Source organism: Ureibacillus chungkukjangi, assembly GCF_044795995.1.
In the GTDB taxonomy this organism is placed as follows: domain Bacteria; phylum Bacillota; class Bacilli; order Bacillales_A; family Planococcaceae; genus Ureibacillus; species Ureibacillus chungkukjangi.
This window is the reverse complement of sequence record NZ_CP085009.1, coordinates 3845860-3872766: the sequence shown is the minus strand read 5'-3', so window position 1 is coordinate 3872766 and position 26907 is coordinate 3845860. Positions and strand designations below refer to the sequence as shown.

Annotated in this window: 22 protein-coding genes and 1 other annotated feature; of the genes, 13 read left to right on the top strand and 9 right to left on the bottom strand. The window is 37.9% G+C overall.

Annotated features, from left to right (window positions below; all coding sequences use genetic code 11):
- The first annotated feature begins 46 nt into the window (after positions 1 to 46).
- Both LG296_RS19120 and LG296_RS19115 read left to right on the top strand, forming a co-directional pair.
- Complete coding sequence (locus LG296_RS19120; protein WP_107932159.1) at positions 47 to 1408, top strand: SLC13 family permease; 1362 nt, start codon at positions 47 to 49, stop codon at positions 1406 to 1408.
- A gap of 146 nt (positions 1409 to 1554) precedes the next feature.
- A complete protein-coding gene (locus LG296_RS19115; RefSeq protein ID WP_107932161.1) occupies positions 1555 to 2052 on the top strand; it encodes an LURP-one-related/scramblase family protein in 498 nt (165 codons plus the stop codon).
- A 52-nt stretch (positions 2053 to 2104) separates the two neighbouring features.
- Here LG296_RS19115 and argS read toward each other — a convergent pair whose 3' ends face one another.
- Both argS and LG296_RS19105 read right to left on the bottom strand, forming a co-directional pair.
- Complete coding sequence (gene argS / locus LG296_RS19110) at positions 2105 to 3784, bottom strand: arginine--tRNA ligase (protein WP_404427257.1); 1680 nt, start codon at positions 3782 to 3784, stop codon at positions 2105 to 2107.
- 36 nt (positions 3785 to 3820) lie between these two features.
- Positions 3821 to 4043 (bottom strand) — a binding site (T-box leader).
- Positions 4044 to 4098: 55 nt separating this feature from the next.
- Entirely contained in the window at positions 4099 to 4776 is a 678-nt protein-coding gene (locus LG296_RS19105) for an NAD(P)H-dependent oxidoreductase (RefSeq protein WP_107932165.1), read from the bottom strand.
- A 181-nt stretch (positions 4777 to 4957) separates the two neighbouring features.
- Here LG296_RS19105 and LG296_RS19100 point away from each other — a divergent pair, with 181 nt between their 5' ends.
- The 3 genes from LG296_RS19100 to LG296_RS19090 all read left to right on the top strand — a co-directional run bounded on the left by LG296_RS19100 (position 4958) and on the right by LG296_RS19090 (position 8774).
- Complete coding sequence (locus LG296_RS19100; protein WP_107932167.1) at positions 4958 to 5944, top strand: LacI family DNA-binding transcriptional regulator; 987 nt, start codon at positions 4958 to 4960, stop codon at positions 5942 to 5944.
- Between the two features lie 202 nt (positions 5945 to 6146).
- On the top strand, positions 6147 to 7427 hold the full coding sequence (hisD, locus tag LG296_RS19095; protein ID WP_107932169.1) for a histidinol dehydrogenase: 1281 nt from the start codon (positions 6147 to 6149) through the stop codon (positions 7425 to 7427).
- Between the two features lie 30 nt (positions 7428 to 7457).
- The gene (locus LG296_RS19090) at positions 7458 to 8774 is read left to right on the top strand and encodes a GntP family permease (protein WP_107932170.1); all 1317 of its coding nucleotides are present in this window, start codon (positions 7458 to 7460) and stop codon (positions 8772 to 8774) included.
- A gap of 111 nt (positions 8775 to 8885) precedes the next feature.
- On the opposite strand, the gene LG296_RS19085 is transcribed toward LG296_RS19090, so the two are convergent.
- Complete coding sequence (locus tag LG296_RS19085) at positions 8886 to 9929, bottom strand: DUF2804 domain-containing protein (RefSeq protein WP_107932172.1); 1044 nt, start codon at positions 9927 to 9929, stop codon at positions 8886 to 8888.
- A 204-nt stretch (positions 9930 to 10133) separates the two neighbouring features.
- A complete protein-coding gene (locus LG296_RS19080; RefSeq protein WP_107932408.1) occupies positions 10134 to 11570 on the bottom strand; it encodes an anion permease in 1437 nt (478 codons plus the stop codon).
- Positions 11571 to 12086: 516 nt separating this feature from the next.
- Here LG296_RS19080 and LG296_RS19075 point away from each other — a divergent pair.
- From LG296_RS19075 to LG296_RS19060, 4 genes are all read left to right on the top strand, one after another.
- Positions 12087 to 12701: a CoA pyrophosphatase gene (locus LG296_RS19075; RefSeq protein WP_107932174.1), complete on the top strand. Its 615-nt coding sequence runs from the start codon at positions 12087 to 12089 to the stop codon at positions 12699 to 12701.
- A gap of 229 nt (positions 12702 to 12930) precedes the next feature.
- Complete coding sequence (locus tag LG296_RS19070) at positions 12931 to 13200, top strand: hypothetical protein (protein WP_107932176.1); 270 nt, start codon at positions 12931 to 12933, stop codon at positions 13198 to 13200.
- A 116-nt stretch (positions 13201 to 13316) separates the two neighbouring features.
- Positions 13317 to 14006 (top strand): DNA/RNA nuclease SfsA, encoded by a 690-nt coding sequence (gene sfsA / locus LG296_RS19065; protein ID WP_107932178.1) that lies wholly within the window; start codon positions 13317 to 13319, stop codon positions 14004 to 14006.
- A 55-nt stretch (positions 14007 to 14061) separates the two neighbouring features.
- Positions 14062 to 15663: a gamma-glutamyltransferase family protein gene (locus LG296_RS19060; protein WP_404427256.1), complete on the top strand. Its 1602-nt coding sequence runs from the start codon at positions 14062 to 14064 to the stop codon at positions 15661 to 15663.
- Positions 15664 to 15731: 68 nt separating this feature from the next.
- Here LG296_RS19060 and LG296_RS19055 read toward each other — a convergent pair whose 3' ends face one another.
- Positions 15732 to 16271 (bottom strand): ECF transporter S component, encoded by a 540-nt coding sequence (locus LG296_RS19055; RefSeq protein WP_107932182.1) that lies wholly within the window; start codon positions 16269 to 16271, stop codon positions 15732 to 15734.
- A gap of 615 nt (positions 16272 to 16886) precedes the next feature.
- Here LG296_RS19055 and LG296_RS19050 point away from each other — a divergent pair.
- From LG296_RS19050 to LG296_RS19040, 3 genes are all read left to right on the top strand, one after another.
- Positions 16887 to 21284, top strand: a complete 4398-nt coding sequence (locus LG296_RS19050) for a S8 family serine peptidase (RefSeq protein WP_107932410.1) — start codon at positions 16887 to 16889, stop codon at positions 21282 to 21284.
- Between the two features lie 183 nt (positions 21285 to 21467).
- Entirely contained in the window at positions 21468 to 21692 is a 225-nt protein-coding gene (locus LG296_RS19045; protein ID WP_107932183.1) for a DUF1540 domain-containing protein, read from the top strand.
- Positions 21693 to 21934: 242 nt separating this feature from the next.
- On the top strand, positions 21935 to 23971 hold the full coding sequence (locus tag LG296_RS19040; protein WP_107932185.1) for an EAL domain-containing protein: 2037 nt from the start codon (positions 21935 to 21937) through the stop codon (positions 23969 to 23971).
- A 92-nt stretch (positions 23972 to 24063) separates the two neighbouring features.
- Here LG296_RS19040 and LG296_RS19035 read toward each other — a convergent pair whose 3' ends face one another.
- The 4 genes from LG296_RS19035 to LG296_RS19020 form a co-directional block, all read right to left on the bottom strand.
- Complete coding sequence (locus LG296_RS19035) at positions 24064 to 24423, bottom strand: DUF5658 family protein (protein WP_107932187.1); 360 nt, start codon at positions 24421 to 24423, stop codon at positions 24064 to 24066.
- Positions 24424 to 24567: 144 nt separating this feature from the next.
- A complete protein-coding gene (locus LG296_RS19030; RefSeq protein ID WP_107932189.1) occupies positions 24568 to 24759 on the bottom strand; it encodes an H-type small acid-soluble spore protein in 192 nt (63 codons plus the stop codon).
- Between the two features lie 14 nt (positions 24760 to 24773).
- Positions 24774 to 24935, bottom strand: coding sequence for a hypothetical protein (locus LG296_RS19025; protein WP_181417957.1), 162 nt, complete (start codon positions 24933 to 24935; stop codon positions 24774 to 24776).
- A 143-nt stretch (positions 24936 to 25078) separates the two neighbouring features.
- Positions 25079 to 25666 carry a hypothetical protein gene (locus LG296_RS19020; RefSeq protein WP_107932191.1) on the bottom strand — a complete coding sequence of 196 codons (588 nt, stop codon included), beginning with the start codon at positions 25664 to 25666 and terminating at the stop codon, positions 25079 to 25081.
- Between the two features lie 270 nt (positions 25667 to 25936).
- Here LG296_RS19020 and LG296_RS19015 point away from each other — a divergent pair, with 270 nt between their 5' ends.
- A complete protein-coding gene (locus LG296_RS19015; protein ID WP_107932193.1) occupies positions 25937 to 26890 on the top strand; it encodes a sensor domain-containing diguanylate cyclase in 954 nt (317 codons plus the stop codon).
- Positions 26891 to 26907 lie beyond the last annotated feature (17 nt).

Below are 26907 nucleotides of genomic sequence, written 5' to 3'. Positions count from 1 at the left end.
CAATGAAAAAAGGTAGACTTTCCTGCTTTAAAGGGAGTCTTTTCACATGCAAAAGAGAGCTTTATTGTTCATAGTGATAGTACTATATCTGATTTTTTTCATTATTCCATGGGAAATGAATATCAAGATTCAAGCTATTGCAGCACTTATGATTATTCAAATTCTATGGGTAGGTAAGGTGTTTCCTTTAGCTTATAGTTCGCTCCTGGTAATACTATTATTTTCATTTCACTTTTTTTCCTACGAGGAGACATTAACATATTTAGGCTCCGATGTGGTTTGGCTGCTCTTTTCAACCTTCATTCTATCAAATGCCTTAATTGATACGGGGCTCGCAAATAGAATGTCCTTGTCGATTTTAAAACTATCTCGTGGTGCTAGCAGAACACTTTTGCCGATCTCTTTTGCATCAGTTTTTGTCATCTCCATTTTGGTCCCCTCCAATGTGGGAAAGGCAAGCTTAATATCTTCTGTTCTAGATAGTTTAATCAAAAGCTTAGGGGCGATTCAAAATGCTAAAAATCTAGCAAAATCACTTTTTATAGGCATTACATATCTCGTACCAATTGCAGGAGCTTTCATAGCAACTGGCGCAAGTTCAACGATTTACGCTTATAGTCTTTTTGCGCAGCATGGGACGACAATCCATTTTTTAAATTGGATTTACATTTTTGGGGTACCTATTATCATTTTTGCTATTTTCCTATGGATCCTCTTTTTGTTCATGTATCCTCCTGAAGCAATTAATAGAGAATATTTACTAACACTTATAGAAGAAGAGATTCATAAACTCGGTAAAATGAGTCGTAATGAAAAGAAAATGCTCTGGATAATCGGTTTTACGCTTCTTTTATGGATGACTCAAGATATTCATGGCTATTCGATTCCATTGATCGGCTTGTTGGGTGCCTGTTTAACAATGCTTCCGGGTATAGGAATTTGGGAATGGAATCAAGCAAAGAAATCAGTGAATTGGGATATTATCCTCTTTTTTGCCTCGACTTTGATGGTATCAGGAATGCTTATTGACACGGGGACCATTAATTGGCTGTCAAAATATTTAAACGTCTTGATAGATTCACAATCTCCATTTGTGATTGTGCTAATCTTGGTTTTAATAACCTCGTTACTTAGAATTATGTTTGTTAATGTACTTGGGTTTTTGGCCATTATGCTACCTCTTGCTTTTACCTTGGGTGATACTTTGAGTGGAGTTTCAGCATTACTGCTGGCAAAAGCGGTCTTTCTTGCAGGAATACCTGGCTTCTTTTTTATCACTCAATCACCTGTACATTTAATTAGCTATTCCTATGGGTACTTTACTGAGAGGGAGTTATTTCGAGTAGGGGTAATTGCTTCTTTAGTATGGGTGGGGATTATCTGCTTAGCTTTTTGGGTGTTTTGGTAGGAAATACAGTATTATGGGCGTGTTAGGTTTTTCATCCTAGCATGCTTATTTAATGTGAGTATGTATATACATAAATTGGTTAATTTTGTTATATTGAAATTGGTTAAAAAGAACGTAGCATATTATAAATCTAAGGAGGTGCTTGAATGAAACACTTGTATATAAAGCAAAAGGTTTTTAGTTTAAGTGGAAAATTCACCGTAAAGGATCAGCAGGAGAAGGATGTTTATTATGTGGAAGGGAGCTTTATGAAGCTTCCGAAAACGTTCTCTATTATGAATACAGCAAGAGATGAAGTAGCACTTATTACAAAAAAGATGTTCAGCTTTTTGCCTAAGTTTTTTGTTGAGGTGAATGGCAAAGAGGCCGTAACGATTAAGAAGGAATTTTCTTTTTTTAAGCCACGCTATACCATTGAAGCAGCTGGAATTGAGGTAAAGGGCAACTGGTGGGATATGAATTTTCAGGTATTGCAGCATGGAGAAGTAGTCGGAAGTGTTAGCAAGGAGTGGTTTACATGGGGCGATAGCTATAAGGTTCAAATCATTAACGAAGAGATGGAGACAATCATTATTGCTCTAGTTGTGGCAATAGACTGTGTAAAGGCAGACCAATCCGCAGCAGCCAACTCAGCAACAATGTAATATTGACTAAAAGCCGGTTCAATTAAACGCATATTGAATCGGCTATTTACTTTTACATTTCCTTAGGTGCTTTGATGCCTAATAATCGTAAGCTTTCTTCTAAAACAATTGAGACAGCATAGGCGACCTTTAATCTGTCCTTTTCTAAGCTTTCGCCTGTTAAGAATTTCGTATTGGCATAATATTTATTGAAGCTTCTTGCTAATGACAAACTATATTTTGCAATGATTGCCGGGCTAGCCTGAGAAAACGCATTTTCCACGACATTAGGGAAGGATTCGAGTAGCTTTATAATTTCCCACGCTTCTGTATCTAGGTAATGCAGGTAACTATCAGATAAAGTAAATTCTCCCTTAGCTAAAAGTGTATGAATACGGGCATTTGTATATTGAATATAAGGACCTGTTTCACCTTCAAAGGTAACCATTTTTTCTATTGAAAACTCAATGTCATTCATACGGTCATTTTTAAGATCATTGAAGATTACGGCACCAATACCAACTTCATTTGCAACTGCGGCTTTATTTAAAAGGCCAGGATTCTTCACTTCAATATTATTCTTGGCAGCTTCAATCGTTTCCTTCAAAACGTCGGCAAGCAAGACCACTTTTCGTTTACGAGTAGACATTTTCTTGCCGTCCTTTAGCATCATGCCAAAGGGGATGTGTTCGCAGTTCTCCGCAAAGGCATAGCCCATTTTTTTAAGAATAGCAAATAGCTGTTTAAAATGAAGGGACTGTTCATTGCCGACTATATAAAATAGTTTTGCGGGCTGATACATTTTATGACGATAAAGAGCAGCAGCCAAGTCTCTTGTTGCATATAAAGTAGCCCCATCCTTCTTTGTTATCAAACAAGGAGGCATGTTTTCTAGTTGGACAACCATTGCACCATCAGACTCTTCAAGTAATTCTTTTTCAGTTAGCTCTTCAACAACGAATTCCATTTTATCGTTATAAAAGGCTTCACCACTGAAGGAGTCAAATGATACCCCAAGCATGTTATAGATTTGCTCGAATTCCTTTAACGATGCCAAACGGAACCACTTCCATAAGGAAAGCATTTCATCATTACCTTCTTCTAGAGCTTTAAAGGTCAGGCGTGCTTGATTATTTAATGCTTCATTGTGCACAGCCTCATCATGGAATTTTACATAAATTTTAAATAGCTCTTCAATGGGATTTTGCTCGATAGCCTCTTTGTTTCCCCATAATTGATAGGCTACAATCAGCTTTCCAAATTGTGTTCCCCAGTCACCTAAATGATTGATGCGGGTTGCTTCATATCCTTGTTTTTCAGAAATATTGGCAAGGGCGTTTCCAATAACAGTGGAGCGAAGATGCCCCATTGAAAACGGCTTTGCAATATTAGGAGAGGAAAAATCTAAAACAACCATTTGCCCATTTTTTGGTTTTCCCCCATATTGATTTTTGTGTACTAAGACGTTATGAATAACTTCTTTTGCAAATTGTAATTGATTGAAAAAGACATTGATATAAGCATTTTCAACTCTTACTTCTTTGATAAATTTCCCGTGAATTTTCGTAGCTAATTCTTCAGCAATTAATGTAGGTGACTTTTTATATGCTTTCGCTAAGGTAAAGCAAGGGAATGCCAAATCGCCTAAACCCGTATGCTTTGGTGTCTCTAGTAGGCCTTCAATTTCCTGGGTAGAATAACTTTCTTCTAAAGCTAATGAAATAATCCCTGCAAGCTTTGTTTTCACCACCATAACCTCCTTAAAATATAAAAAGCCCTCGTCTCTATATAAAGAGACGAGAGCTTAGATTCCCGTGGTACCACTCTAGTTGCTACAATATAATGTAGCCGCTTTTTTCGTTGTTAACGAGGTGTCTTCCCCGGTATTCTCTACGAACTGTGTTCAAGAAACTTCTCCAAAGTGCGTTTCGCCAATACTTCCAGATTAGGCTCCCACCATCCCTAACTCGCTTTGCTTTTCATATGGCTACTCTCTTTTTCACGGAATTTTCGAAAATTAAATTAAATTGATTTTATCCAATCATTTCCTAAAAAGCAAGGAAATTATTATTCCACCCATTTCACAACATCATCAAAGGGTCTGCGAGTTTTTGGACGAGGATCATTTGTACGATAACCAAAGGCTACCATGACAGAAATGCCAAAATGTCCATCCTCCAACAAGGCTTCGTCAGCAAGAAGCTGATTCATTTTTTCAATATTAAAGCCTTCAATCGGGCAGGAATCGATGCCGATTTGAGCAGCAGCGGTCATCATATTGCCAAGTGCGACATAGGTTTGCTTACATGCCCAGTCAAAAATATGGCGAGCTCCATCTAATAATTTGAAATCATCTCTTTGGAACTCTTCCACGCGTTCTAAAAAGGTCGCTAAATGCTCCTCAGGGAAATGGGTAACATTTCTTAAGTGATCCTGTAAATAATCCGAATTGTACATTGTGTCAAGCTTTGTTCTAGCTAGGATAATGACAAAGTGACTTGCATCTGGAAGCTTGCTGAACGCTCCCCATGATGAGTTTTTAATTTTTTCACGAAGCTCGGAGCTTTGCACTACAACAAAGCGCCATGGCTCAAAACCAAAGGAACTAGGTGATAATCGACCTGTTTCTAAAATAAAGCGAAAATCGTCATCGGATATTACCTTGTTAGCATCAAATTCCTTAGTAGCATGTCTAAAATGATAGGCTTTTAAAATTTCTTGTTTTAAGTCTTCTTTATTACTCAACTTGACTCACTCCTTTGTTTCACTAGAAATTAGTTGTTAGTATAGTCTTTATAAAATAATCTATCATTTATTTTGATTCCCTGATATTCGCTTGCTTTAACATTCTACTATTAGTAAAATGCTGCGTTGGTGTATAATTTACTATAATTATTGATTTGATGAGGGTAGGAATGGATGGATTATGAGTAATGGAATTAATGCTAGGGATGTAGCTAAGCTTGCAGGAGTATCACAATCTTCAGTTTCCAGAGTCTTTTTTGGGGGAGCTTCAGTTTCAGAGAAAACACGTAAGAAGGTGTTGGCTGCGGCTGAGGAATTAGGGTATGTTCCGAATGAGTTTGCTCGTAGTTTAATTACAAACAAAACGAGGCTAATTGGTCTTGTGATGAAGGGCGTTCATAACCCGTTCTATCCACAGGTTTTACAGGAGTTTACTACGCATTTTAATGAGCTTGGCTATACGATTTTGTTTGTTCACACAAACCATGATGAGATTCAAAAAGAAGATATAGAAATGCTTTTACATTATCATGTGGCAGGAGTGATAATTACGGACGCTACGCTTTCGCTAAAGGTAATAGAGGAATTCAAAAACAATAAAATCCCGGTAGTTTTATTTAATCGAAAAGTGGAAGAGCCAAACTTCTTTTCGGTAGGTACAAACAATTTAGAGGCAAGCCGTCAGATTGCCAAATTTTTAATAGAAAAAGGCTGCAAAGATATGGCCTATATTTCAGGTGCACGAAATACATCCACAAGTATCGAACGTGAAAAAGGCTTTTCGGAAATGTTAGCAGAAAATAAGGTGCCATATAAGATTTATCATTCGGATTATTCCTATGATGGAGGCTTTAAAACAGCGAAAGAGATTATACAGGCTGGGGATATACCATCTGCATTTTTTGTAGCAAATGATATTATGGCATTAGGTGTGTTAGATGCGCTTCGTGAGCAATCAATCGATGTACCAGCAAAAACTAAGGTAATTGGCTTTGATAATATCGAAATGGCGGCTTGGCCAATCTATAATTTAACCACGTGGGAGCAGCCAATCGCACAAATGGCCAAAGAAACCGTTTCTTACATCATTTCTGAAATAGAGGAGTACACAGATAGAATCGGCAATATAGAGATAAATGGAGAGCTAATCGAGAGAAAAACAACATAAGGGTATTGACAATTTGTTATTATCAGAATATTCTAGTGTTATAGATTAATTGCATACGTATTCATAAACTTGTGGATACGTTTATTTTTTAGAAGCTTTTGCATACGTATTCATTTTTTAGGCACTAGTTCTTTTAATATTTTTGAACACGCTTTCAATACGTTGTGTAAGCGTATTCACCACTCATGAGGAGGAATTGTTAATGGTAAAGGTAATCAAAGCTGGTAAATCAAAAGAGGAAGTTTCAAAGAATGATTTAGAAGTAACAAAAATCGTAGCAAATGCAATTCAAGATATCGAAAATCGAGGAGACGTAGCTGTACGTGAATATTCCGAGAAATTCGATAAATGGTCTCCAGAATCATTCCGATTATCTGAAGAACAAATTCGTGAAATCGTTGCAAAGGTTCCTGAAGAAACAATTGAAGACATTAAATTTGCTCAAAAAAATATCCAAGCATTTGCTGAAGCTCAATTAGCTTCTTTAAGTGATGTAGAAGTAGAAAATATTCCTGGTGTTATTTTGGGTCATAAAAATATTCCTGTAAGCAGTGTAGGCTGCTATATTCCAGGAGGACGTTACCCAATGGTTGCGTCTGCACATATGAGTGTTCTTACAGCTAAGGTTGCCGGTGTAAAACGTGTTATAGCATGTACACCACCAATTAACGGTGAAGTACCAAACGCAACAATTGCTGCTATGTATCTAGCAGGAGCAGATGAAATCTATCTTTTAGGTGGAATTCAAGCAATGGCAGCAATGGCAATCGGTACAGAAACAATCGAATCTGTTGATATGATTGTTGGACCCGGTAATGCATTTGTTGCTGAGGCCAAACGTCAATTATTCGGACGCGTTGGAATCGATTTATTTGCAGGTCCAACTGAAACATTAGTAGTAGCAGATGAGACATCAGATGCTGAAATCATTGCTACAGATTTACTTGGTCAGGGTGAACACGGACCAACTTCACCTGGTGCATTAATTACAACTTCTGAAAAGTTAGCACAGGAAACGATTGAAGAAATCGAAAGACAGCTTCAAGTATTACCGACTGCTGATGTGGCACGTATTTCTTGGGAAGACTATGGTCAAATTTTGTTAGTTGATAGTTTAGAAGAAGCGGTGGTAGAGGCAGATAAATTAGCTTTCGAACACGTGGAGATTTTAACAGAAAATCCTGATTACTTCTTAGAAAATATGAAAAATTATGGCTGTCTATTCTTAGGACCAGAAACTAACGTTGCCTATGGTGACAAGGTGATCGGTACAAACCATACGCTTCCAACAAAAGGCGCTGCACGTTATACAGGTGGTCTTTGGGTAGGGAAATTCATCAAAACAGTAACTTATCAAAAGGTAACAGAAGAGGCTTCTGCTTATATCGGTGAATATGCCGCTCGTTTATGTCAGCTAGAGAACTTTGCAGGACACGCAGAGCAAGCTCTATTACGTGTGCGTCGCTATGGCAAAAAAGCATAAGCATTTCTATAACTATTAAGGGGTGAACACATGGTTTTGGGATTTATTGGGTTATTTGGTGGATTAGCATTACTAATCTACTTAACCATGAAGGGGATGAACTTACTAATTGTAGCCCCATTATCAGCACTATTCGTTACTTTGTTAAATGGACTGCCGCTATTTCCACAGCTCGCTGAGGAAGGTGCAGCAAACTTTTTAACGAACTATATGACCGGGTTTTCGGGCTTTATAGCCTCCTGGTATTTAATGTTCTTAACTGGAGCTATATTTGGTAAGGTCATGGAAGACAGCGGTGCAGCCGAGAGTATTTCAAAGTGGATTGTCTCGAAAATTGGAATGAAGCGCGCAGCTCTAGCAATTATCATTGCCTGTGCCGTATTAACTTACGGTGGGGTTAGCTTGTTTGTAGTTGCCTTCTCGGTTTACCCAATGGCATTAAGTTTATTTAAAGAGGCAAATCTACCAAGGAGATTTATTCCAGCGGCGCTTGCATTTGGTTCGACAACCTTTACAATGACTTCTGCAGGTTCACCTGAAATCCAGAACTGGATTCCTATCGAATATCTAGGAACGAATGCTTATGCAGGCTGGCAAGTCAGCTTAATTGTAGCTGTATTTATGATGATTTTTGGTTACTGGTGGTTAACAAAGGTTATTCAAAAAGCTGTTAATAACGGTGAAACATTTATTGAAAGAGAAACAGACCATCATGAGGTTAGAGAGGAACTACCAAATCCATTCCTTAGTCTAATTCCTTTAGTCGTCGTATTAGTAATATCATTTATATTCCACGATTCCTTAAAGCAGTCGGCACTAATTATTGCTTTAACCAGTGGATCTATTGCTACATATTTGATTAATCGCAAATACTTCACGAATGTCGGAAAAGCGATTACAGATGGTACAATGGGGGCGATAATTGCGATTGCAAATACTTCTGCTGTCGTAGGCTTTGGTGGAGTAGTAAAGGCAACCGAAGCCTTTAAGCAAGCGGTAGGGTTTATGACGGATATACCTGGAAGCCCATTGATCGGTGGAGCGTTAGCTGTTGCGGTTATTGCCGGGTTAACCGGTTCATCTTCAGGCGGTCAGGCTATCGCATTACCATTATTGGCACCACACTATTTAGATATGGGTGTAAACGCAGATGCCTTACACCGTACTGTAGCAATATCCTCAGGTTCCTTGGATTCACTTCCATCTGGAGGCTATGTTGTAACAACGATTCGCTCGATAGCTGGAGAAACCCACAAGGATGCCTATCCAATGTTTGGGGCATTAACGGTGGTTGTTCCATTAATCGGTGCAATTCTAGCGGTTATTTTGTTCTCAATCGGTTTATAATAGTGAACACCCAACAGACGAATTTGTTTGTTGGGTATTTTCTTTTTATAGGTAAAAGAAAAACTGGAGGCTAGAAGGAATAGCTCCAGTTTTTAAATTAACCGCTTTCATTTAAAGGCGAGCTTTCATGGACTCACATACACCACGCATATTGTTTACTTCAATGCCGGCCACTGTACCGGAATAAGTTCCAACCATTTGCCAGTAGTCGATAGATGCGAGGACAAGCTGGTGCTTAACGTCCTTGCGATCTTCTGGCGTAAAAGTTACATCCAGTCTGCCATCAGCTGAAGTCATGCGCCATTTTGCTAGTGGATCGCTGGATTCCTGAACGAAAGTAATATCCGAAAGTGCTTCACATTCACCCGGTGTCCATAGGCAAGACTCTTCATCCGTTCCGGGCACAATTGGTCGTTGGGCAAAGTTTGCACCAGCAATACCATCTGGTGTAATGCCGGCAAAGGTTCCCCATAGCCAAGTAGTTCGGTATGGAAGAGCAGTGCGATGTTCATCGAGTACAGCCAAATCACGAGTTGGATCAAAAATGTATGTACGATCTCCAACAGTTACCGTGCCAGATGCCGGGTAAGCTACCTTATGAGTGTACATCGATCCTCCTGGTAATGGTGAACTCACAGATAATGGCCCCGAAGCTGTGGAACCATCAAGCTCAAGGTCCATTTTAATCGCTTCCTGATTTGGTGAAGCGTCAACTGATACGCGAATTCGGTGAATACCTTCCGGTTTTTCCGCCCAGTCATAAGCAATTCGGTAGCCTTTAGCGTCAATGAATGGTTTACTTGGGAACAATACATGAGGGAGATTTAGTGATCCACCACGGACATTACGGCTGTGCTCAACCATTCCTTGTTTGTCGCGTACATAGATTTCTGAGCTTGCCAGGTAATGCGCCTCCTGTAGAATCATGGATGACGAAATTTCCGGATGGAACAGTGTGAAACCAACCCATTCCTTTAGACGAAAACGGCGTAGAGCTCTTGGGATTTTAGATGACTCGTCCAAAGGATCAGCATCATGAGGTCTCACTTTAAATCGACCATATTGGCGTACACCATCAATAACAAGTAACACATTTTCTTGGTGATTGGACTGGATTTGCAAATCATTATGTGCATTAAGATCTTGTTGTTTCATGTAAATCAACTCCCTACATTATTTACTCGCTATTATAACGAATGTTCTACTATTTGTAACGAAAATTCTGAAAAATGAAAGAGATTGAAATATTGATAGTGCACGAGTGAAGACAAAATGATAGGCTTGCCACTTAAAACACAAAAAAACCGTAAATAAACTAGAAATTACTCCAGCTCATCTACGGTTTATAAAGAATTTAATTTACCAAAGTCCAAGTATTTTCCACCATAATCCGCCGATAACTAGCCAAATCACAATGTGGATGATGGAGATGACAAGACCGATTCCCCACCATTTTTCCTGTGTTACATAGCCTGTCCCAAAGAAAACGGGAGCAGGTCCGCTGCCGTAATTAGTTAAACAGCCGAAAAGGTTACTGAAAAATGCAAGGAGTAATGCTGCTACTAATGGTGGCGCACCAGCAACTACCATAACAGATAAAAATGCTGCATACATGGCACTCACATGCGCGGTATTACTAGCAAAAAAGTAATGAGAATAGAAATAGACAATCGCAAGTACTATTAGTGCTAGCATCCAAGAGGTTTCACCAATCATACCTTGAACCATTTCACTGAACCAAGGAATCATCCCTGTACTATTTAAGAACATAGCCATCATGACCAAGACTGAGAACCAAATTAATGTATCCCATGCCCCCTGCTCTTGCTTAATATCTGACCATGTTAACACCTGAGTTAGTAGTAAGAGTACTAAACCGATAAATGCCGTAACAGTCGTATCGAGATTGATGCGTGAGCCGAATATCCATAGAACGATTAAGAGAACAAAAATGCCAATCATATACCATTCTGCTTTTTTTAAAGGACCCATTTCCTCAAGTTTTTTTGTAGCTTCTACTGCTGCAGAAGGGGTCTCTTTCACTTCAGGCGGGTAAATTTTATAAATCACAAAGGGTACTACGATTAAGCTAAGGAGCCCTGGAACGATTGCCGCAACCATCCAGCCGACCCACGTAATTTGTACGCCTGCAATTTCCTCCGCCATTTTGGCAGCAAGAGGGTTGGCCGCCATTGCAGTTAAGAACATGGCAGATGTAATCATATTAGCCTGGAAGGAAGTTGTTGTTAAAAAGGCACCAATTTTTCTTTCTGTGCCATCACCAGTTCGTGAACCATATGTTTCTGATAATGAACGAATGATCGGTAGTAAAATTCCGCCTGCACGCGCTGTATTTGACGGCATTGCTGGGGAAAGAATTAAATCACTCGCAATCAGGGAATAGGATAATCCTAAAGTCTTTTTACCAAACAATCGAACAAAGAGGTAAGCAACACGTGTACCAAGTCCCGTTTTAATAAAACCTCTGGAAATGAAGAATGCAATAACAATTAACCAGATTGTTGAGTTTTGGAATCCACTTAATGCCTCCTGTAGAGTTAAGGTGTTTGTAACGGTAATAACCGTTAAAGCTAAAATAGCCATACTTCCCATCGGAATTGGCTTTATAATCAGCCCAATAATAGTGGCAACAAAGATAGCAAATAAATGCCAGGCTTGTATTGGTAAATCTCCAGGCGCGGGAATAAACCAAATAATTGCTCCTATTATGGCAATAACTAATAATGGAATAATTTTTACTTCACTTTTTTGATTCAATTTCTTGAACCTCCTCATCGAAACAAACAAAATAGCTGCATAGTAGCTTGCAATCCTAAAATGCAAACTTTATTCAACAAAAAAGGACAAATGAATCTACTTTAAAGTGTCCGATAATCTATAGGGTTATTCATTTGTACGAACTCATTATTTCAAGTTTTTTCGAAAAAAGCGATATTTTTGCCCGGTCAAATCATTGATTTATAACAAAAAACAGCTATCTAATAGTTTGATTGAGCAAGATTTATCAAAAATAAGCTAATTTTGCATTTGAGGTTGTAAGCTCGAAAAGGAATATTAATTTGTTCGAAGCTTTGTAAGGGAATCTAAAAGTTTTGAATAAAATTGCTCCAAAGACAAAGTCTAATTTTGTGGTTCGTTTGAAAATGAACCGAGAACCAATTGAATATAAATCGTATATCCTCATTCATCTTAAAATCGATTTTAAAGTTATAATTATCACCTGAGAAATCTTCTAACCGTTCTGTTGTCATGATACGATAGAAGAGAGAAAGTAAAGTTGGGGGAAATATTATGGGTGAAGATAAACTGAGGGAGCAATTAAATCGCAATCAGCCCCTATTTATAGGAGAGGATACAGCATTTCGTTCGGCGGTCTTGATTCCATTAGTACAAATTGAGGAAGAATGGCATGTTGTTTTCGAGGTTCGCTCATTGAGGATGAGAAAACAGCCTGGAGATATTAGCTTTCCTGGAGGTAAAATTGACCCGACTGATGCCTCACCTGAAGCAGCTGCTATAAGGGAAACCTATGAAGAGCTAGGAGTTAACCCAGATTCGATTGAGATACTTGCTAGCTTGAGCCCTTTTATCACGTCTTCTTCTTTTGTTGTTTATCCATTTGTGGCTATTCTTCATACTTATCCATTGGATTCTTATAATCAGGATGAAGTAGAAGAGGTGTTCACCGTTCCGCTCAAATGGTTATTGAATTGCAAGCCCTATTGCCATTTAGTTTCAATTGAACCACGTCCATCCTCTGATTTTCCGTTCCATAAAATTATGAATGGTGCCGAATATCAATGGAGAGCCCGTGCGATTGAAGAATGGTTTTTTGATTATGAAGGCTATACGATTTGGGGACTGACAGCACGTATTTTAAAATATTTTGTAGAACGCTTGAAATAGGAACCTTTTAAAAATCCCTACTCAAAATTTGAGATAAGGTTTTTTGCAAAATCTTCAATTTCTGAATAGGACTCCAAAGGTTCTAATAGTTTTAAAAACATCAATATTAGTGCATCAATTTCTCAATATTTTCTTCCCTTTAAGTTGTGCATATTTTCTTGTCTTATTACAATACTAAGTCTAGATAAACGTCGTGTTATCTAATTCTGTATGAAGGGAAGATGCAAAATTGGCTAAACATTCAGATACAAGCTGGAAACAAGACCATCCAAGTACGTTATTTAGTAACTCTGTTCAAAGAGTAGATCGTGCGGTAAAACAAGCGATGTCCCATCCACAAGAAATAGCGATTGAGCATGCCTTCAATTCAATAGAACATGCAGAAAATGCATTGCAAAATGCAGTTCAACAAAACGAGCATTTGGATACTGTTGAACAAAATAAAGAGCTTTTAGAGCAAGCAAAGCAGCAATTAAATGAGGTTTCAAAGAAATTGTAAACAGTATTGCATTTTACTCCCGTATGTTCTACGGGAGTTTTTTTGATGAAAGGTTTAAGCGTTTTTCGATTAAATCCGTCATAATAGAGGAAAAAGTATTTAGGAAGTGGAAATATATGAAGTATGGTGAAATTATACGTGGTCAGTTTTGTAAGCGTATGAACCGATTTATAGCCGAGGTTATCATCGAAGATCAAATAGAGCGAGTACATATTAAGAATACAGGACGCTTAAAGGAGCTTTTTCTTCCCGATGCAGACGTTCTTTTAGAGAGAAGTAAAAACCCAGAACGAAAGACTAAGTTTTCACTTATAGCCGTAAATAAGCAGGGTCAATGGGTTAATATTGATTCACAAGCGCCCAATAAGGTGGCTTTTGAAGCGCTGCTTGAAGGGAAGATTTCTGAACTTGGCAATGTAAGTACCCTTAAAAGAGAAGTTACTTATGGGGCATCTCGCTTCGATCTATATTTTGAACAGGGTGAACAAAAGGGCTTCATTGAAGTAAAGGGTGTTACTCTTGAAAGAGATGGAATTGCTATGTTTCCAGATGCACCGACTACTAGAGGAACGAAGCATGTCCTTGAATTAGCAAAAGCAGTCCAAGAAGGATACAGCTGCACGATTCTTTTAGTCGTGCAATTGAAGGGCTGCGAGTATTTCGTACCTAACCGAGAAACTGACCCTAAATTTGCGGATGCATTACTATTTGCTGCTCAAGCAGGTGTACAGATTTTAGCTTATGACACTATTGTCAAAGAAGATGAAATGATTCTCAATCGGGCGATTCCAGTACATCTGTCTTAATTGTACTCTCTCTTAAATTGATGGCTAACTTCAATTATTAAGAAGGAGTGAAACAATGGATTATTTAAATCATCCATTCCCATCCCAAAGGCATACTGTTTTTGCAAAAAGGGGAATGGTCGCAACATCACAACCATTAGCAGCTCAAGCCGGGCTTGATATACTTAAAAAAGGTGGCAATGCAATTGATGCAGCCATTGCTACTGCAGCAGCACTTACTGTTTTAGAACCTACTTCAAATGGTATTGGCGGAGATGCATTTGCTCTCGTTTGGGTAAAAGGAGAGCTTCATGGACTAAATGCATCAGGCCCTTCTCCAGAATTACTGACTGCAGAGGCAGTTAAGGCTCTTGGACATGAAAAGATGCCTAAAATGGGGCTTACCCCGATTACAGTACCTGGTACACCTGCTGCATGGGCAGAGCTTTCTAAAAAGTTTGGTCGACTTTCACTGGAAGAGACCCTACAGCCCGCTATTTCCTATGCAGAGGAAGGATATCCTTTAACACCGATTCTCGGAAAATATTGGGGCAGAGCCTATAATGCTTATAAAAGATTGGAAGGTCCAGAATTTGCTCATTGGTTCGACACCTTTGCACCGAATGGCCGTCCTCCTGAAATTGGCGATATATGGCGCTCACAAGGTCATGCAGATACATTAAGAGCCATTGCTAAAACAGATGCCAGAGACTTTTATGAAGGTGAACTAGCTCAAAAAATGGAGGACTTCATGATTGAGTATGGAGGATTCCTGAGAAAAAGTGATCTAGCCTCTTATCAGGTAGAGTGGGTTAAACCGATATCTACCAGCTATCGAGGGTATGAGGTTTGGGAAATCCCTCCGAACGGTCAAGGAATGGTGGCTTTAATGGCCTTAAATATTTTCGAACAGCTAGAGGAGCCTAAATGGCAAAGCGCAGAGACCTACCATCAGCAAATCGAGGCTATGAAACTAGCGTTTACAGATGGGCAAGCGTATATCACGGAGCAAAAAGAGATGCCGGTTAGTGTGGAGCATTTACTATCAAAGGATTATGCTGCAATCCGTGCAAAGGAAGTTAACGATAAAGCAATTGATCCAAAGCCCTATGAGCTGCCATCAGGTGGAACTGTCTATTTAGCTACTGCAGATGATGAAGGGAATATGGTGTCATTCATCCAAAGTAACTACATGGGATTTGGCTCGGGTATCGTAATTCCTGGTACCGGTATCAGCCTGCAAAATCGAGGGGCAGATTTTACATTAGAAGAAAATCATCCAAACTTTTTAAAGCCTGGGAAACGTACATATCACACGATTATTCCAGGATTTATGACGAAGGACAAAGAAGCAGTAGGTCCATTTGGGGTAATGGGAGGTTATATGCAACCTCAAGGCCATTTTCAGGTAGTATCAAATACAATCGATTTTCTATTGAATCCACAAGCAGCACTCGATATGCCAAGATGGCAATGGATTGGCGGAAAGAAGGTACAAGTGGAACCTGAATTTCCAAATTATCTAGTGCAGGCATTACAAAGAAAAGGGCATGAAATTGAAGTGTTGCCTGATGGTGGCAGCTTTGGACGTGGGCAAATCATTTGGAGAAATCCACAAACTGGCGTCCTTGCCGGAGGAACGGAATCAAGAACAGATGGAATGATAGCAGCCTGGTAGAGTGAATAATCGTATAAAGAAAGGAGAGAGCAGACTATTAAGCTCTCTCCTTTTTCTAGTTTAGAAGATTATTTAAATAATGGCGTTTTCTTTAATACAAGACATACTGGGATGGCAATTACCATTCCTACTGCGTTTTGTACAAGGTTACCAGGGATTGAACCTAAAGGAATAATCCAGTTGCCAAAGATAATTGATTCGTAAAGATAGTAGACTACTACCATTACAGGGATTGATACCATCATCCCAAATAGGTTAAAGCCTATGCTATTCCCATTTCTACCTTTTGACCAAGCAATTTTCCCAACGATATACCCCTGCAAGCCGCGAGCGATAATTGTACCTGGTGCCCAAATTGTCCAGCCTGACATTAAATCAAATAACCCCATACCCAAGCTACCTGCAAGTGCACCCTTTTTAGGACCGAACATAATAGAAGCTATGAAGAGCATGCCCGTACCAAGATGGACTAAACCACCCTGTCCTCCAATTGGAAGCTTGATATTTAAGAAGACTGTTGAAACAAATACAAGAGAAATTAGTAGTGCTGAAATAATCAAATCAAAGGTTTTATTACGTGAGCTTGAATAATCTAGTGTTTTTTGCATCTCAACGATCCGTCCTTACTATTAGGAATTTACAGATAACAATAACAGAGGTCTGGTATTTAAAAAAGTATCACTTTCTTAAAAAGTTTTAAGGTCAGATTGAAGATTAATAATTCATACATAACAAAATCAATTAGTTAAAAGGGCTTAACGTAAACCAAGAGAGCTACTAATAAAAAACTGCCTTGTTAAAATTTCGAAATAATAATTAGTGCTTTTTTCTTTCAAACAGCCAAAATACGGATTTGCGAAATTTGTAATTTAGTAGAACGGTAGGTTTAAGGATTCATTTTTTAATTTCATATACAAATTTAAATTTTAAATCTATGTTTTAAATCGATTTAAAGTAATTTTGGACTATCTCTTTTCCCTCTTATTACTTAAAAATACTATTTCCAAATAGATACAATTATTTAAATTTCAAAATGATGGAAGAGAATTTACAAATTTAGACAAACAATATACTTTCAATTCTATATAGTAGTTTTTACAACTAGAACGGTTAAGAACATCTGTGGTTGCTGTGAACCTTAGATTCTCGTAATGGAGGGAGAGTTAGATTTGTTTATACGAAAAGGGGAGCAGGTTGTTGTTAATTTGGAAGGGGGAGAGATTATGAAAACGAAACGTTCAACCAAGATTTTAAGTATTACTGCTTCTTTACTTATGACAGTATCATTAATTGCACCAAATGTAGCAAGTGCGAAGGAAGTAAATAAGTTACACGAGTCTTTAAAACAATCAAGCGTATCGAATGTTTTGGCGAAGGATAAAATTAGCGACCGATTACTAACGGATTTTAAGGACGAAGAAAAGGTTACATTCCTGGTTAAATTCAAGGAAAAAGCAGATCCTCAAAAGGTTGCAGCACAGGCACGCAAAACAGCAGCGGACAAAAATCTATCTGCTCAAAATACGAAGCTTGTCCAACGCTCTGCAGTTGTTTCTGAGCTGAAGGCTACCTCCATCGATTCGCAAGCATCTGTTATAAAGTTTCTTGAGCAAGAAAAGAAAAAAGGAGCGGTTTCAGAGTTTGATTCCTATTATGTGGTGAATGGGATGGCAGTAACAGCAACAAAAGAAATTGCCGAAAAAATTGCAGGCTATTCAGAGGTAGAAAAAGTTCTTCCCAATGAAACTAGAAAATTAGTTACAACAAAAACAAAGGAAGCTAAGGCTCCTGCTGCAGATGTGGCGAATGTTGAATGGAACGTTTCTCGAGTAAAAGCTCCAGAAGTTTGGGAGATGGGGATCGATGGTTCGGGAACTGTTGTAGCAGTTATCGATACGGGTGTTGATTGGGATCACCCAGCACTAAAGGAAAAATACCGAGGCTACAATGAAGCAACAGGTGAAGTAGACCATGATTTTAACTGGTTTGATGCTACAGCAGGACAGTCAGAGCCGTATGATGACGATGGGCATGGTACCCACGTTACTGGAACAGTGGTTGGTAGTGAACCGAATGGCTCAAACCAAATTGGTGTAGCACCCGGGGCGGAATATATTTCAGTTAAAGCATTTACACCTGCAGGAGGTACAGATGCAGATTTACTAGAAGCAGCCGAATGGATTTTAGCTCCAACAGATTCTGAAGGAAATATTCGAGTGGATTTAGCTCCGGATGTTGTAAATAACTCTTGGGGTGGAGGACCTGGACTTGATGAGTGGTATCGAGATGTTGTAATTAGCTGGCGTGCAGCAGAAATTTTCCCTGAATTCTCAGCTGGAAACACAACGCTTTTCAACCCAGGAGGACCTGGATCTGTAGCTGCTCCTGCCAACTACCCAGAATCCTTTGCTACAGGGGCAATTGATATTAACAACAAAGTAGCAAGCTTCTCCCTACGTGGTCCATCACCTTATGAGGAAATCAAACCAGATATTTCGGCTCCAGGGGTTAACATTCGTTCTTCTGTACCTGGTGGCGGTTATGAAGGTGGATGGAACGGTACATCCATGGCTGGGCCGGCTGTAGCTGGTGTTGCAGCACTTCTGCGTCAAGTAAATTCAAACATTACAGTTGATGAAATGGAAGAAATTCTTCTAGAAACAGCAACACCTTTAACAGATTCGGAATACCCAGCTTCTCCTAACCACGGATATGGATATGGCTTAGTTGATGCATATTCTGCAGTATCCTCTATTATTTCTGGTCTTGGAACAATTGAAGGACAAGTAACAAAGCAGGGTGAGGATACAGAAGCGCCAACATTTGAGTACGAAGCGCCTAGTGAAACCTATGCAGGAATGGATTTAACATTAACTATTTCCGTTTCAGATAATATTAGTGTTTCATCAGTAAATCTAAATTATGTTGATGGAAATGGCGATGTACAAGCAATTCAAGCTGGACGTTCATCGGGTGACTACAAATCCGGTGAGTTTACAGTAGTTGTTCCTGGAAATTTAATAACAGGAAGCGAGTTTACTTACTTCTGGACAATCAATGATTTTGGTAATAATGAAGTAACAAGTGATGAATACTCGATTCAAGTAAATCCCGGTATCTCAACAGGCTACTCTGAAGATTTTGAGGGACAACCAGTTGGCTGGAGCTCATTCGGCAATGCAAATAGCTGGGAATGGGGAGCACCAAGCTCAGGGCCAGGAAGTGCTGCATCTGGTGAGAAAGTATATGCAACAAATCTAGCAGGCACTTACGCGAATAATATGAATGCAACACTAATTATGCCTCCTGTGGACTTACCGGAGGGGAATAGCTATCTACAGTTTAAGAATTGGTATAATTTTGAGCTTTCTTGGGATTTTGGCCATGTAGTGATTTCTACTGATTTAGAAAACTGGACACAATTACAAGAAGTATCTGGAGAATCCAATGGTTGGATAAGCTCAGAAATCAATTTATCAGACTATGCAGGGCAACGAGTATACATTGGCTTTAATGCATATTCAGACGGTAGTGTTTTACGTGATGGCTGGTATATTGATGATGTCGCATTATCGAATACAGCCCTTACGAAGAACCAATTAGGGGTTATTAAAAAGATTAAAACGGAAAAGCCAGCAAAATTAACAAAAGAAGATAAAGCTGCTGAGAAAAATAAGGCAAAAACGCAAACGCCTATTAATCCAGCAAAAATTAAACCTGAAAACCCTGTCAAAGCAAAAACGCCAGAGGTTGAAGCAATCGTGAATCCAACACTTCTTCCACTAGGTGCACAAGTAAGTGTACTTGAATCAGGACGCTCGGTTTATACAAATCCTGTTGATGGTACTTACACTATGACTCATAGTGCAGGTACATTTACTGTAAAAGCAGGCGCTTACGGTTATGAATCAGAAGAACAGACTGTGTCATTAGAGGCAGATCAAGCAGTTTCGGCTGATTTTACATTAGACGAGCTTCCACAAAGTTCTGTTACGGGATCTATTACTGATGCAAAAACTGGGGAGCCAATTGAGGGAGCAATTTTACTTCTAGTAGAGGATGCTAACATTACTCCTGTTTCAACAGATGCAAGCGGAAACTACACAATTACAGGTTATGAAGGATCATATACTTTAAAGGTTTTGGCTAATGGATACCGTGGCCAAGAAATTTCTGTAGTAATTGATGCAGATGGTGCAGTGCAAGATATAGCTTTAGAACCTTTCTACACATATCCAGGTGGGGAAATTGGTTATGATGATGGCACAGGAGAAAATGCACGTGCCTACTATGATGCAGGAAATGGTTGGGCAGTAAAAATGACTCTTCCTGAAGGGGAGGAGAACGGTATTGTAACGGATGGCGTCTTCCGCTTCTGGGACACGACTTGGCCAACTCCTGGAGGAACAAACTTTAAAGTAGAGGTTTGGGATGCAACTGGAGCAAATGGTACGCCTGGTAAAAAATTAGCTGGACCTATTGATGCAACAGCACTTCGAAATGGTGAGTGGACAGTTGTTGATTTACGTGAACATAATATTGCTGTAAATGGTGATTTCTACATGGTTTACATTCAATCAGCTATTAATACATCCTCACCTGGACTTGCTACAGATGAAGATGGAACAAACGCTGGGCGAAGCTATCAATATGTCTCAGGTGCTTGGTCTCCAGTACCAGCTGAGGAAGGCAATTATATGATTCGTGCACGTGTAAGCTATGAGGTAGCAACACCTGTTATCACAGGTCCTACTGAAAACTTCATTACAAATGAATCAGAATTAATTGTAACAGGTACTGCCTCTCCTACGACAACAATTGAGCTAACATTGAATGGAGAAGCTGCTGGTACTACTGAAGTAAGTGAAAATGGTCAATTTGAAATTCCAGTAACTCTTGCAGAAGGAAATAACGAGTTAAAAGTTACTTCTACACTAGATGGCAAAACAACTGGAGAGTCTGCCCCGGTTACGGTTGTATTAGATACAGCTAGTCCGACAGTTACAATTACAGCTCCTGCAAATGGTGAAAAGATTAGTCGTGAATCAGTCACTGTAACGGGTACAGTTGAGGATGCTAATCTTGATTTTGTAAAGGTGAATGGTCAAAAAGCTACGGTTACAAACGGTAAATTCTCACACCGTATGTTAATTGATAGTGGAACCAATACTATTAAGGTAATCGCACAGGATTTAGCAGGGAATCGTAAAGCAGAAACAATTACTGTAACGGCAGACTTTGATGCGCCTGTTATAGAAAATGTAAAACCAGACGCTAATTTAAATCTAATTACTGGTAAAAGCGTTAAAATTGAATTTGATAGTGAGCCAGGATTACGTGCCACATATATGATTCATATGCCATTAACAAATTTAAATGGCAATAGCCTGCAAAATGCTACTGAGTTACCTATGATGGAAGAAAGCCCAGGACATTATGTGGGGTATTATACAGTGCCATATGGAACAGTTGCAGATGGGGCACAAATTGAAGTGAAGGCTGTTGATAGCTTTAATAATGAAACACGAGCTAAAGCAGCAGGCAAACTTTACATCAATGTGGATTCGTCAAATAGCAAAGCTACAGATGTAAGAAATAATGGAAATAAGAGCGTTAAATAACGATATCGTTTAGATAGAAAAACTCGGAAGATTCTCCCTCCGAGTTTTTTGTTTGTGAACTTTCTATCACCTTCAAATAAAAATCATTAATTTGGACAGAATAAAGGCGAAAAGAGTGTAAATAAGAATTACTGCAAAATTCTTCTTTCTACTCTTTATGACAATCTTTTGAGGAGGATAGCAATGCCAAATGTAGAAGTAAGCTGTGCGGTTTCGAACTGTATTTTCCATGAAAAAGGAAATGTTTGTGGAGCGGATAAAATTCAGATTGATATGGATTACCATTCTAAAAACAAAAATACAGAGTTTGCTTCGGATTTTGATTTTGAGAAGCTTTCAGAAGAAGCAAATAATTCTCGAGATACATGCTGTAAAACGTTCGAACCAAAAGATGAACGTGAAGAATAAATAAGAAATCGTTTATTCAAAATGACACATGCAGGCAAAGCTGTTTGAACCATATTGATTGTTATAGACGGGGATTAAAGATTACTCTTTAATCCCTTGTTCTATTGTTTGGAAAAAAATCAATAGAAATATATGGGTATACAGAAAATTATTACTTTTATTCGTTAGTAACTTAATATATAAAATTCAATGTGATTCATATATAATTTAAGAACATATTAACAAAGAACAGAGGTTCAATCATGTTTTCAATACCTGATTCCCAAGGGATTACCATCTTGTATGGAGAGTATTCTGTCCCATTAATTGTCTTATCTGTTTTTATCGCTTGTTTTGCGTCATATGCTGCATTATTTATGAATCAAAGAATACAGGATAATGGTTTTTTTCCAAAATCATTTTGGTTAATACTATCTTCTGTAGCAATGGGGCTTGGCATATGGTCTATGCACTTCATTGGAATGAGTGCTTTTATGCTTCCTTTACCAATGGATAATGACCTGTTTTTAACGATACTATCTATGCTCCCTGCGATTATTGCATCCTATATTGCATTTAATTTTGCCAATAAGTCGACGCATCAATCCCTGCTTTCTTACTCTATTGTAGGAATGATTATGGGTCTTGGAATTGCTTCAATGCATTATTTAGGAATGGCAGCTATGAAAATGGAAGCAATGTATTATTATAAGCCTACTTTATTTGTTTTATCGATTATCATTGCCATTGTTGTATCGATGATTGCTATGTTTGTGTTTGCTACTTTACAAAAGCATATGAATAATCATTTAATCAAAATTATTACAGCAATTTTGTTAGGAATAGCAATTTCTAGCATGCACTATACTGGTATGGCTTCTGTTGTTTTTTACATAGAAGGACCATTTTTAACAACACACCATATGCATGATTTCCAAATGGATTTATCTGTTATTGTGATAGTAGCCTTAGGTCTTTTATTTATTATTGTTGGACTTACACGTATCTTAGAGCGTTTTGTAGATTACCGTTTAAATTACTACGATGCGTTAACTTTATTTCCAAACCAACGCCAGTTTGAGAAGGACACGAATGATTTAAAAACAACGGGTAGCCTTGCGATTCTTCAAATACAGGACCTAGAAAAATGGATTAATCAATACGGATATGTTTTTGGCGATAAAGTGATAAAAGCAGTTGGGGAAGTCATTGAGAATAATAGTAAATCGCAATCATTTAAGCTATATCGAATAGAAGGAAATCGATTTGCAGTGTACGCTTTTAATGACCAGCGTTTCGAGAAATTAAAGGGCTTTATGGAAAGTATTACTGATAATCTGAAAAATCCAATACAAATCGAAGACTATCCAATCGTGGTCGATATAGTTTGTGCGATTTCAACTTCGAAGGATAAGGAAAATGTCTTAGAGCTTTTAGCGAATAATTTAGCTGTTCTCCACTATCCATCAAGTAATTATATTGAAAATGTCATTGAATTTGATCCAAAGATTCATACCTACAATATGGATAGACAAATTGTCGAGGATCTTGAAAAAGCAATGGTTAACAATGAACTATTCTTAGTTTATCAACCGAAAGTGCAATCTCATTCTCGTAAAATCTCCGGATTAGAAGCCTTAGTGCGTTGGAAGCATCCGCAAAATGGAATGATTCCTCCTGGTGTTTTTATACCAATCGTTGAAGCAGCAGGCAATAAAGTATTTGACTTAACGGATTGGATTATAGAGCATGTATGTATCCAGATTTCCCAGTGGCTAGAAGAGGGAATAGAGTTTGAGCAAGTATCTATTAATATCCCAGGCTCTTATATAACTTCTACTAGACTTTATGAGGTTATTAACACAAACCTTGATAAATATAATGTTGATAGTAGCTATATAGAATTGGAAATTACAGAAACAAGTGTTGTCTATGATATTAAGCATGCCATAACAGCCATCAACAGGTTTAGAGAAATTGGATTGTCTGTTGCATTAGATGACTTTGGTACAGGACTATCTTCGCTTTCTTATTTAAAGAGAATGCCTATATCGACTATTAAAATTGATAAGTCCTTTGTAGATGGGATTTCTAATTCAGAAAAGGATTCGGCGGTTTTAAAATCGATTATTACATTGTCAGACTCTTTAAACTTAAAAATTGTTATTGAAGGTGTCGAGACAGAGGAGCAATATAATTTTATTTATTCAATGGAAGAAGCCCCACTAATTCAGGGCTATTACTTCTCAAGACCCTTAACATCTGATGAATTTATTAATTGGGCAAAAGAAAGAAAATAAACAGCTTCGGGAATTATTACGTAAAATAATTCCCGAAGCTGTTTTTAAATAATTTAAAACTCTAAAAACATCTAATAGGAATCAATCCTGTGTTAAATGAAGGATAACCAATATAGATGTACACCACAAATACCGAAATAAAGGCAAAAAACACCGACTAGAGTTAGCAGATAGAGTTTTTGAAAGTGCGCTTTACTATTTGTATAAACCCAATAAGAAACAAAAAGAATAAGAAGAGATAAGCCTACTTTTAAACCTAAAAATAATGCAGGATTAATGGAGATAAGGAAATTCATAATGGGATTCATTTCTTCGATTAGTTTTTTCATTAATCCATAGTTTGTTACTATGCCATCAAACAGGTTTAAAAAGGCAATGGAAATCCCAAATAACATAATGTTCTTTTTACCCATAGTACCTTCCTTTACAATTGGTAAAACTTTCTTATGCATTATTAACGGATTTTTCCATTATTAATCTGTTTAGTTTTGTATTGGTGCGTATTTTAGTGATGTATTTATCAAATGGTATGTCTTTCAAAAGGAATGTATGTAAATGAAAATCCCACTGAATACTAAGTCAGTGGGATTGTATCTTTATTGGATGAGGTATTCTTCTTTAAGCTCTGAAACATCGACTTCTGATCGCTCTTCGTGAGCATGTCTTAAGTGAACTGTAGCTGTTTTACCATCTTCATGTAGTTTATCAATCCATATAGAAACACCGTTATAGCTAACTTCAAACTCTTTAGATGAGGCAACAATATCTTGTGCTCGTTGATAATCCAAGGAAAGCCGCCTCCTTATTTCTGGTTCTTCTTAGCTTTTTGAGCCAATTGGTGAAGATGGTTTAGTTCTTGAGCAATTTCTTCTCGCATTTCACCCGGTGCTATTTTTGCGTTTCCAGGTGTTTGAGGTAGTGACTGCTTGTTAGTGCCTTTACTTTTGCTATCGTCTCTTCCCATAAGGAAAAACCCCTTTCAATTTGAATTCCTATTTAATATGGCTTCTGGTGGAATTTTTATCATTAGAAATTTAGTTTTTCGCTAAATGCCATAAAAAAATGCTCAAAAGTTTAAACTGCAAACTTTTGAGACAATATGCGGCGCTATTGTATGCTAACACCTGTTTCAATTGAAATGGCATCGACTTCATATAACCAATCACGAAGCAATGCTCGTGCTTGGTCTAAACCTTGGTTAGCCTGTGTCATTGTATCCATATCTTGTTTTTCTATGGCTGAAACCATTAATGTAAAGGCATTATATTGTGTATTTGCTCCTTCAATATATAATTCGTGAAGTTCCTGAATTCGCGAATTTTTGGGCATAATGGACTCTAAATCTACAACGAATTGGCGATAGCTTGGAAGTACATCGTCTAAAAGAGTATAGTAAAGAATTTCGTCATTTACATAGTTAACTCCAGTCACACTATCATACAGACTAATAATTCGATCCTCTTCAGGAGCTAGTAAAATGATTTGGTCTATATAATTTGTAAACTCCATTGCTAAATCTAAATCGGGATTAGAAGGCTCAGTTTCAGTTTCCGTCTCTGTCTCTTCTTCAGTTGTAGTAGGTTCGTCCGTTACAACTGGCTCCTCTGTTGTTGTCTCTTTTTTAGAATCTTTTTCACTGCAACCAACTAAAAAAACGAAAGCGAAAAGTGAAAGAAAAAGTGATAGTCTTTTCATGCTTCTCCCATCCTCCAACGAATCATTTCAAAACACGTCGGATTTTGTTTTTAAAAATCACATTCTTTGTAGGATATTCAAAAACATAAAAAGGGTGCATCCTTATATGATCTAATTAATGATGTAAGAAAATGGATTGGAGAAAATTTCAATTTTTAGAGTTTTTACTATTAAAACAGTGTTAATATAGTACTATAATAGAAGGAAGATAAAGGAAACTAAACCTTCCGATGAGCATTTTATGATTATAGTAGAAACGTGGTGTTTTTTATGTGGTTGGTTGTACTAGGAGTAGGAATCATACTTTTAATAGCCTTTATTGCAGTACAACACTTTAAACTGGCTCGATTAAAAGGGAAAATGGACTACTTAAAACCGCTAATTGAGACAGTTGAAAATGCAAAAGATATCATTTACTATTGCGAAACACCGCAATTAAAATATCGTTATTTAAGCCCTGGAGTTAATCAATTAGGTGCAAATTCTTATCAGGAGCATATGAAAAATCCTAATAGGGTTTTCGAAATTGTTCACCCAGATGATTATGAAAAGTTGGAAAGTAAAATATCAGGAGAATGGGATTTTAGTAAACCAATAATCTTTCGTCTTATGAATGATAAGGGGAATTATATTTGGTTTGAAGAACATGCTACACCGGTTTATAAGGAAGGTAGGATGATAGCCGTTCAAGGGATCTACCGAAATATTGATGATAAAATGAAATTACAGCAGCAGTTAGAGTATGAGGTTTCCCATGATGGGTTAACAAATGTCTTTAATCGTACGTATTTCCAAACAAAAATGGGCATCTACAATAGGCTGAAGGACGTTCCAATGGGTGTCATTATCTGTGATTTAGACCAATTAAAATATATAAACGATAATAACGGGCACCAAGCAGGAGATCGATTAATCATTGAAGCGGCGAATATTTTAACAAATTGTGCCAGTGAGGAAATGGTTATTGCTCGAATTGGTGGAGATGAATTCTCGATACTTTTACCAAATGTAGTCGAGGAGGATGTAGTTGCATTTATCAATAAAGTCATTCAAAACTTAAATTATCACAATACCTTTAATGAATCACTCCCAATTCATATGTCCGTAGGGTATGCCTACATTAATTCATCAATTCGAAATATGGAATGCTTATATAGTGAAGCAGATCAACAAATGTATACAGCGAAGAATGCAAAAAAGGTATTGGCAAGGTTAAGAAAATAAACGTGCATATAAAAAAC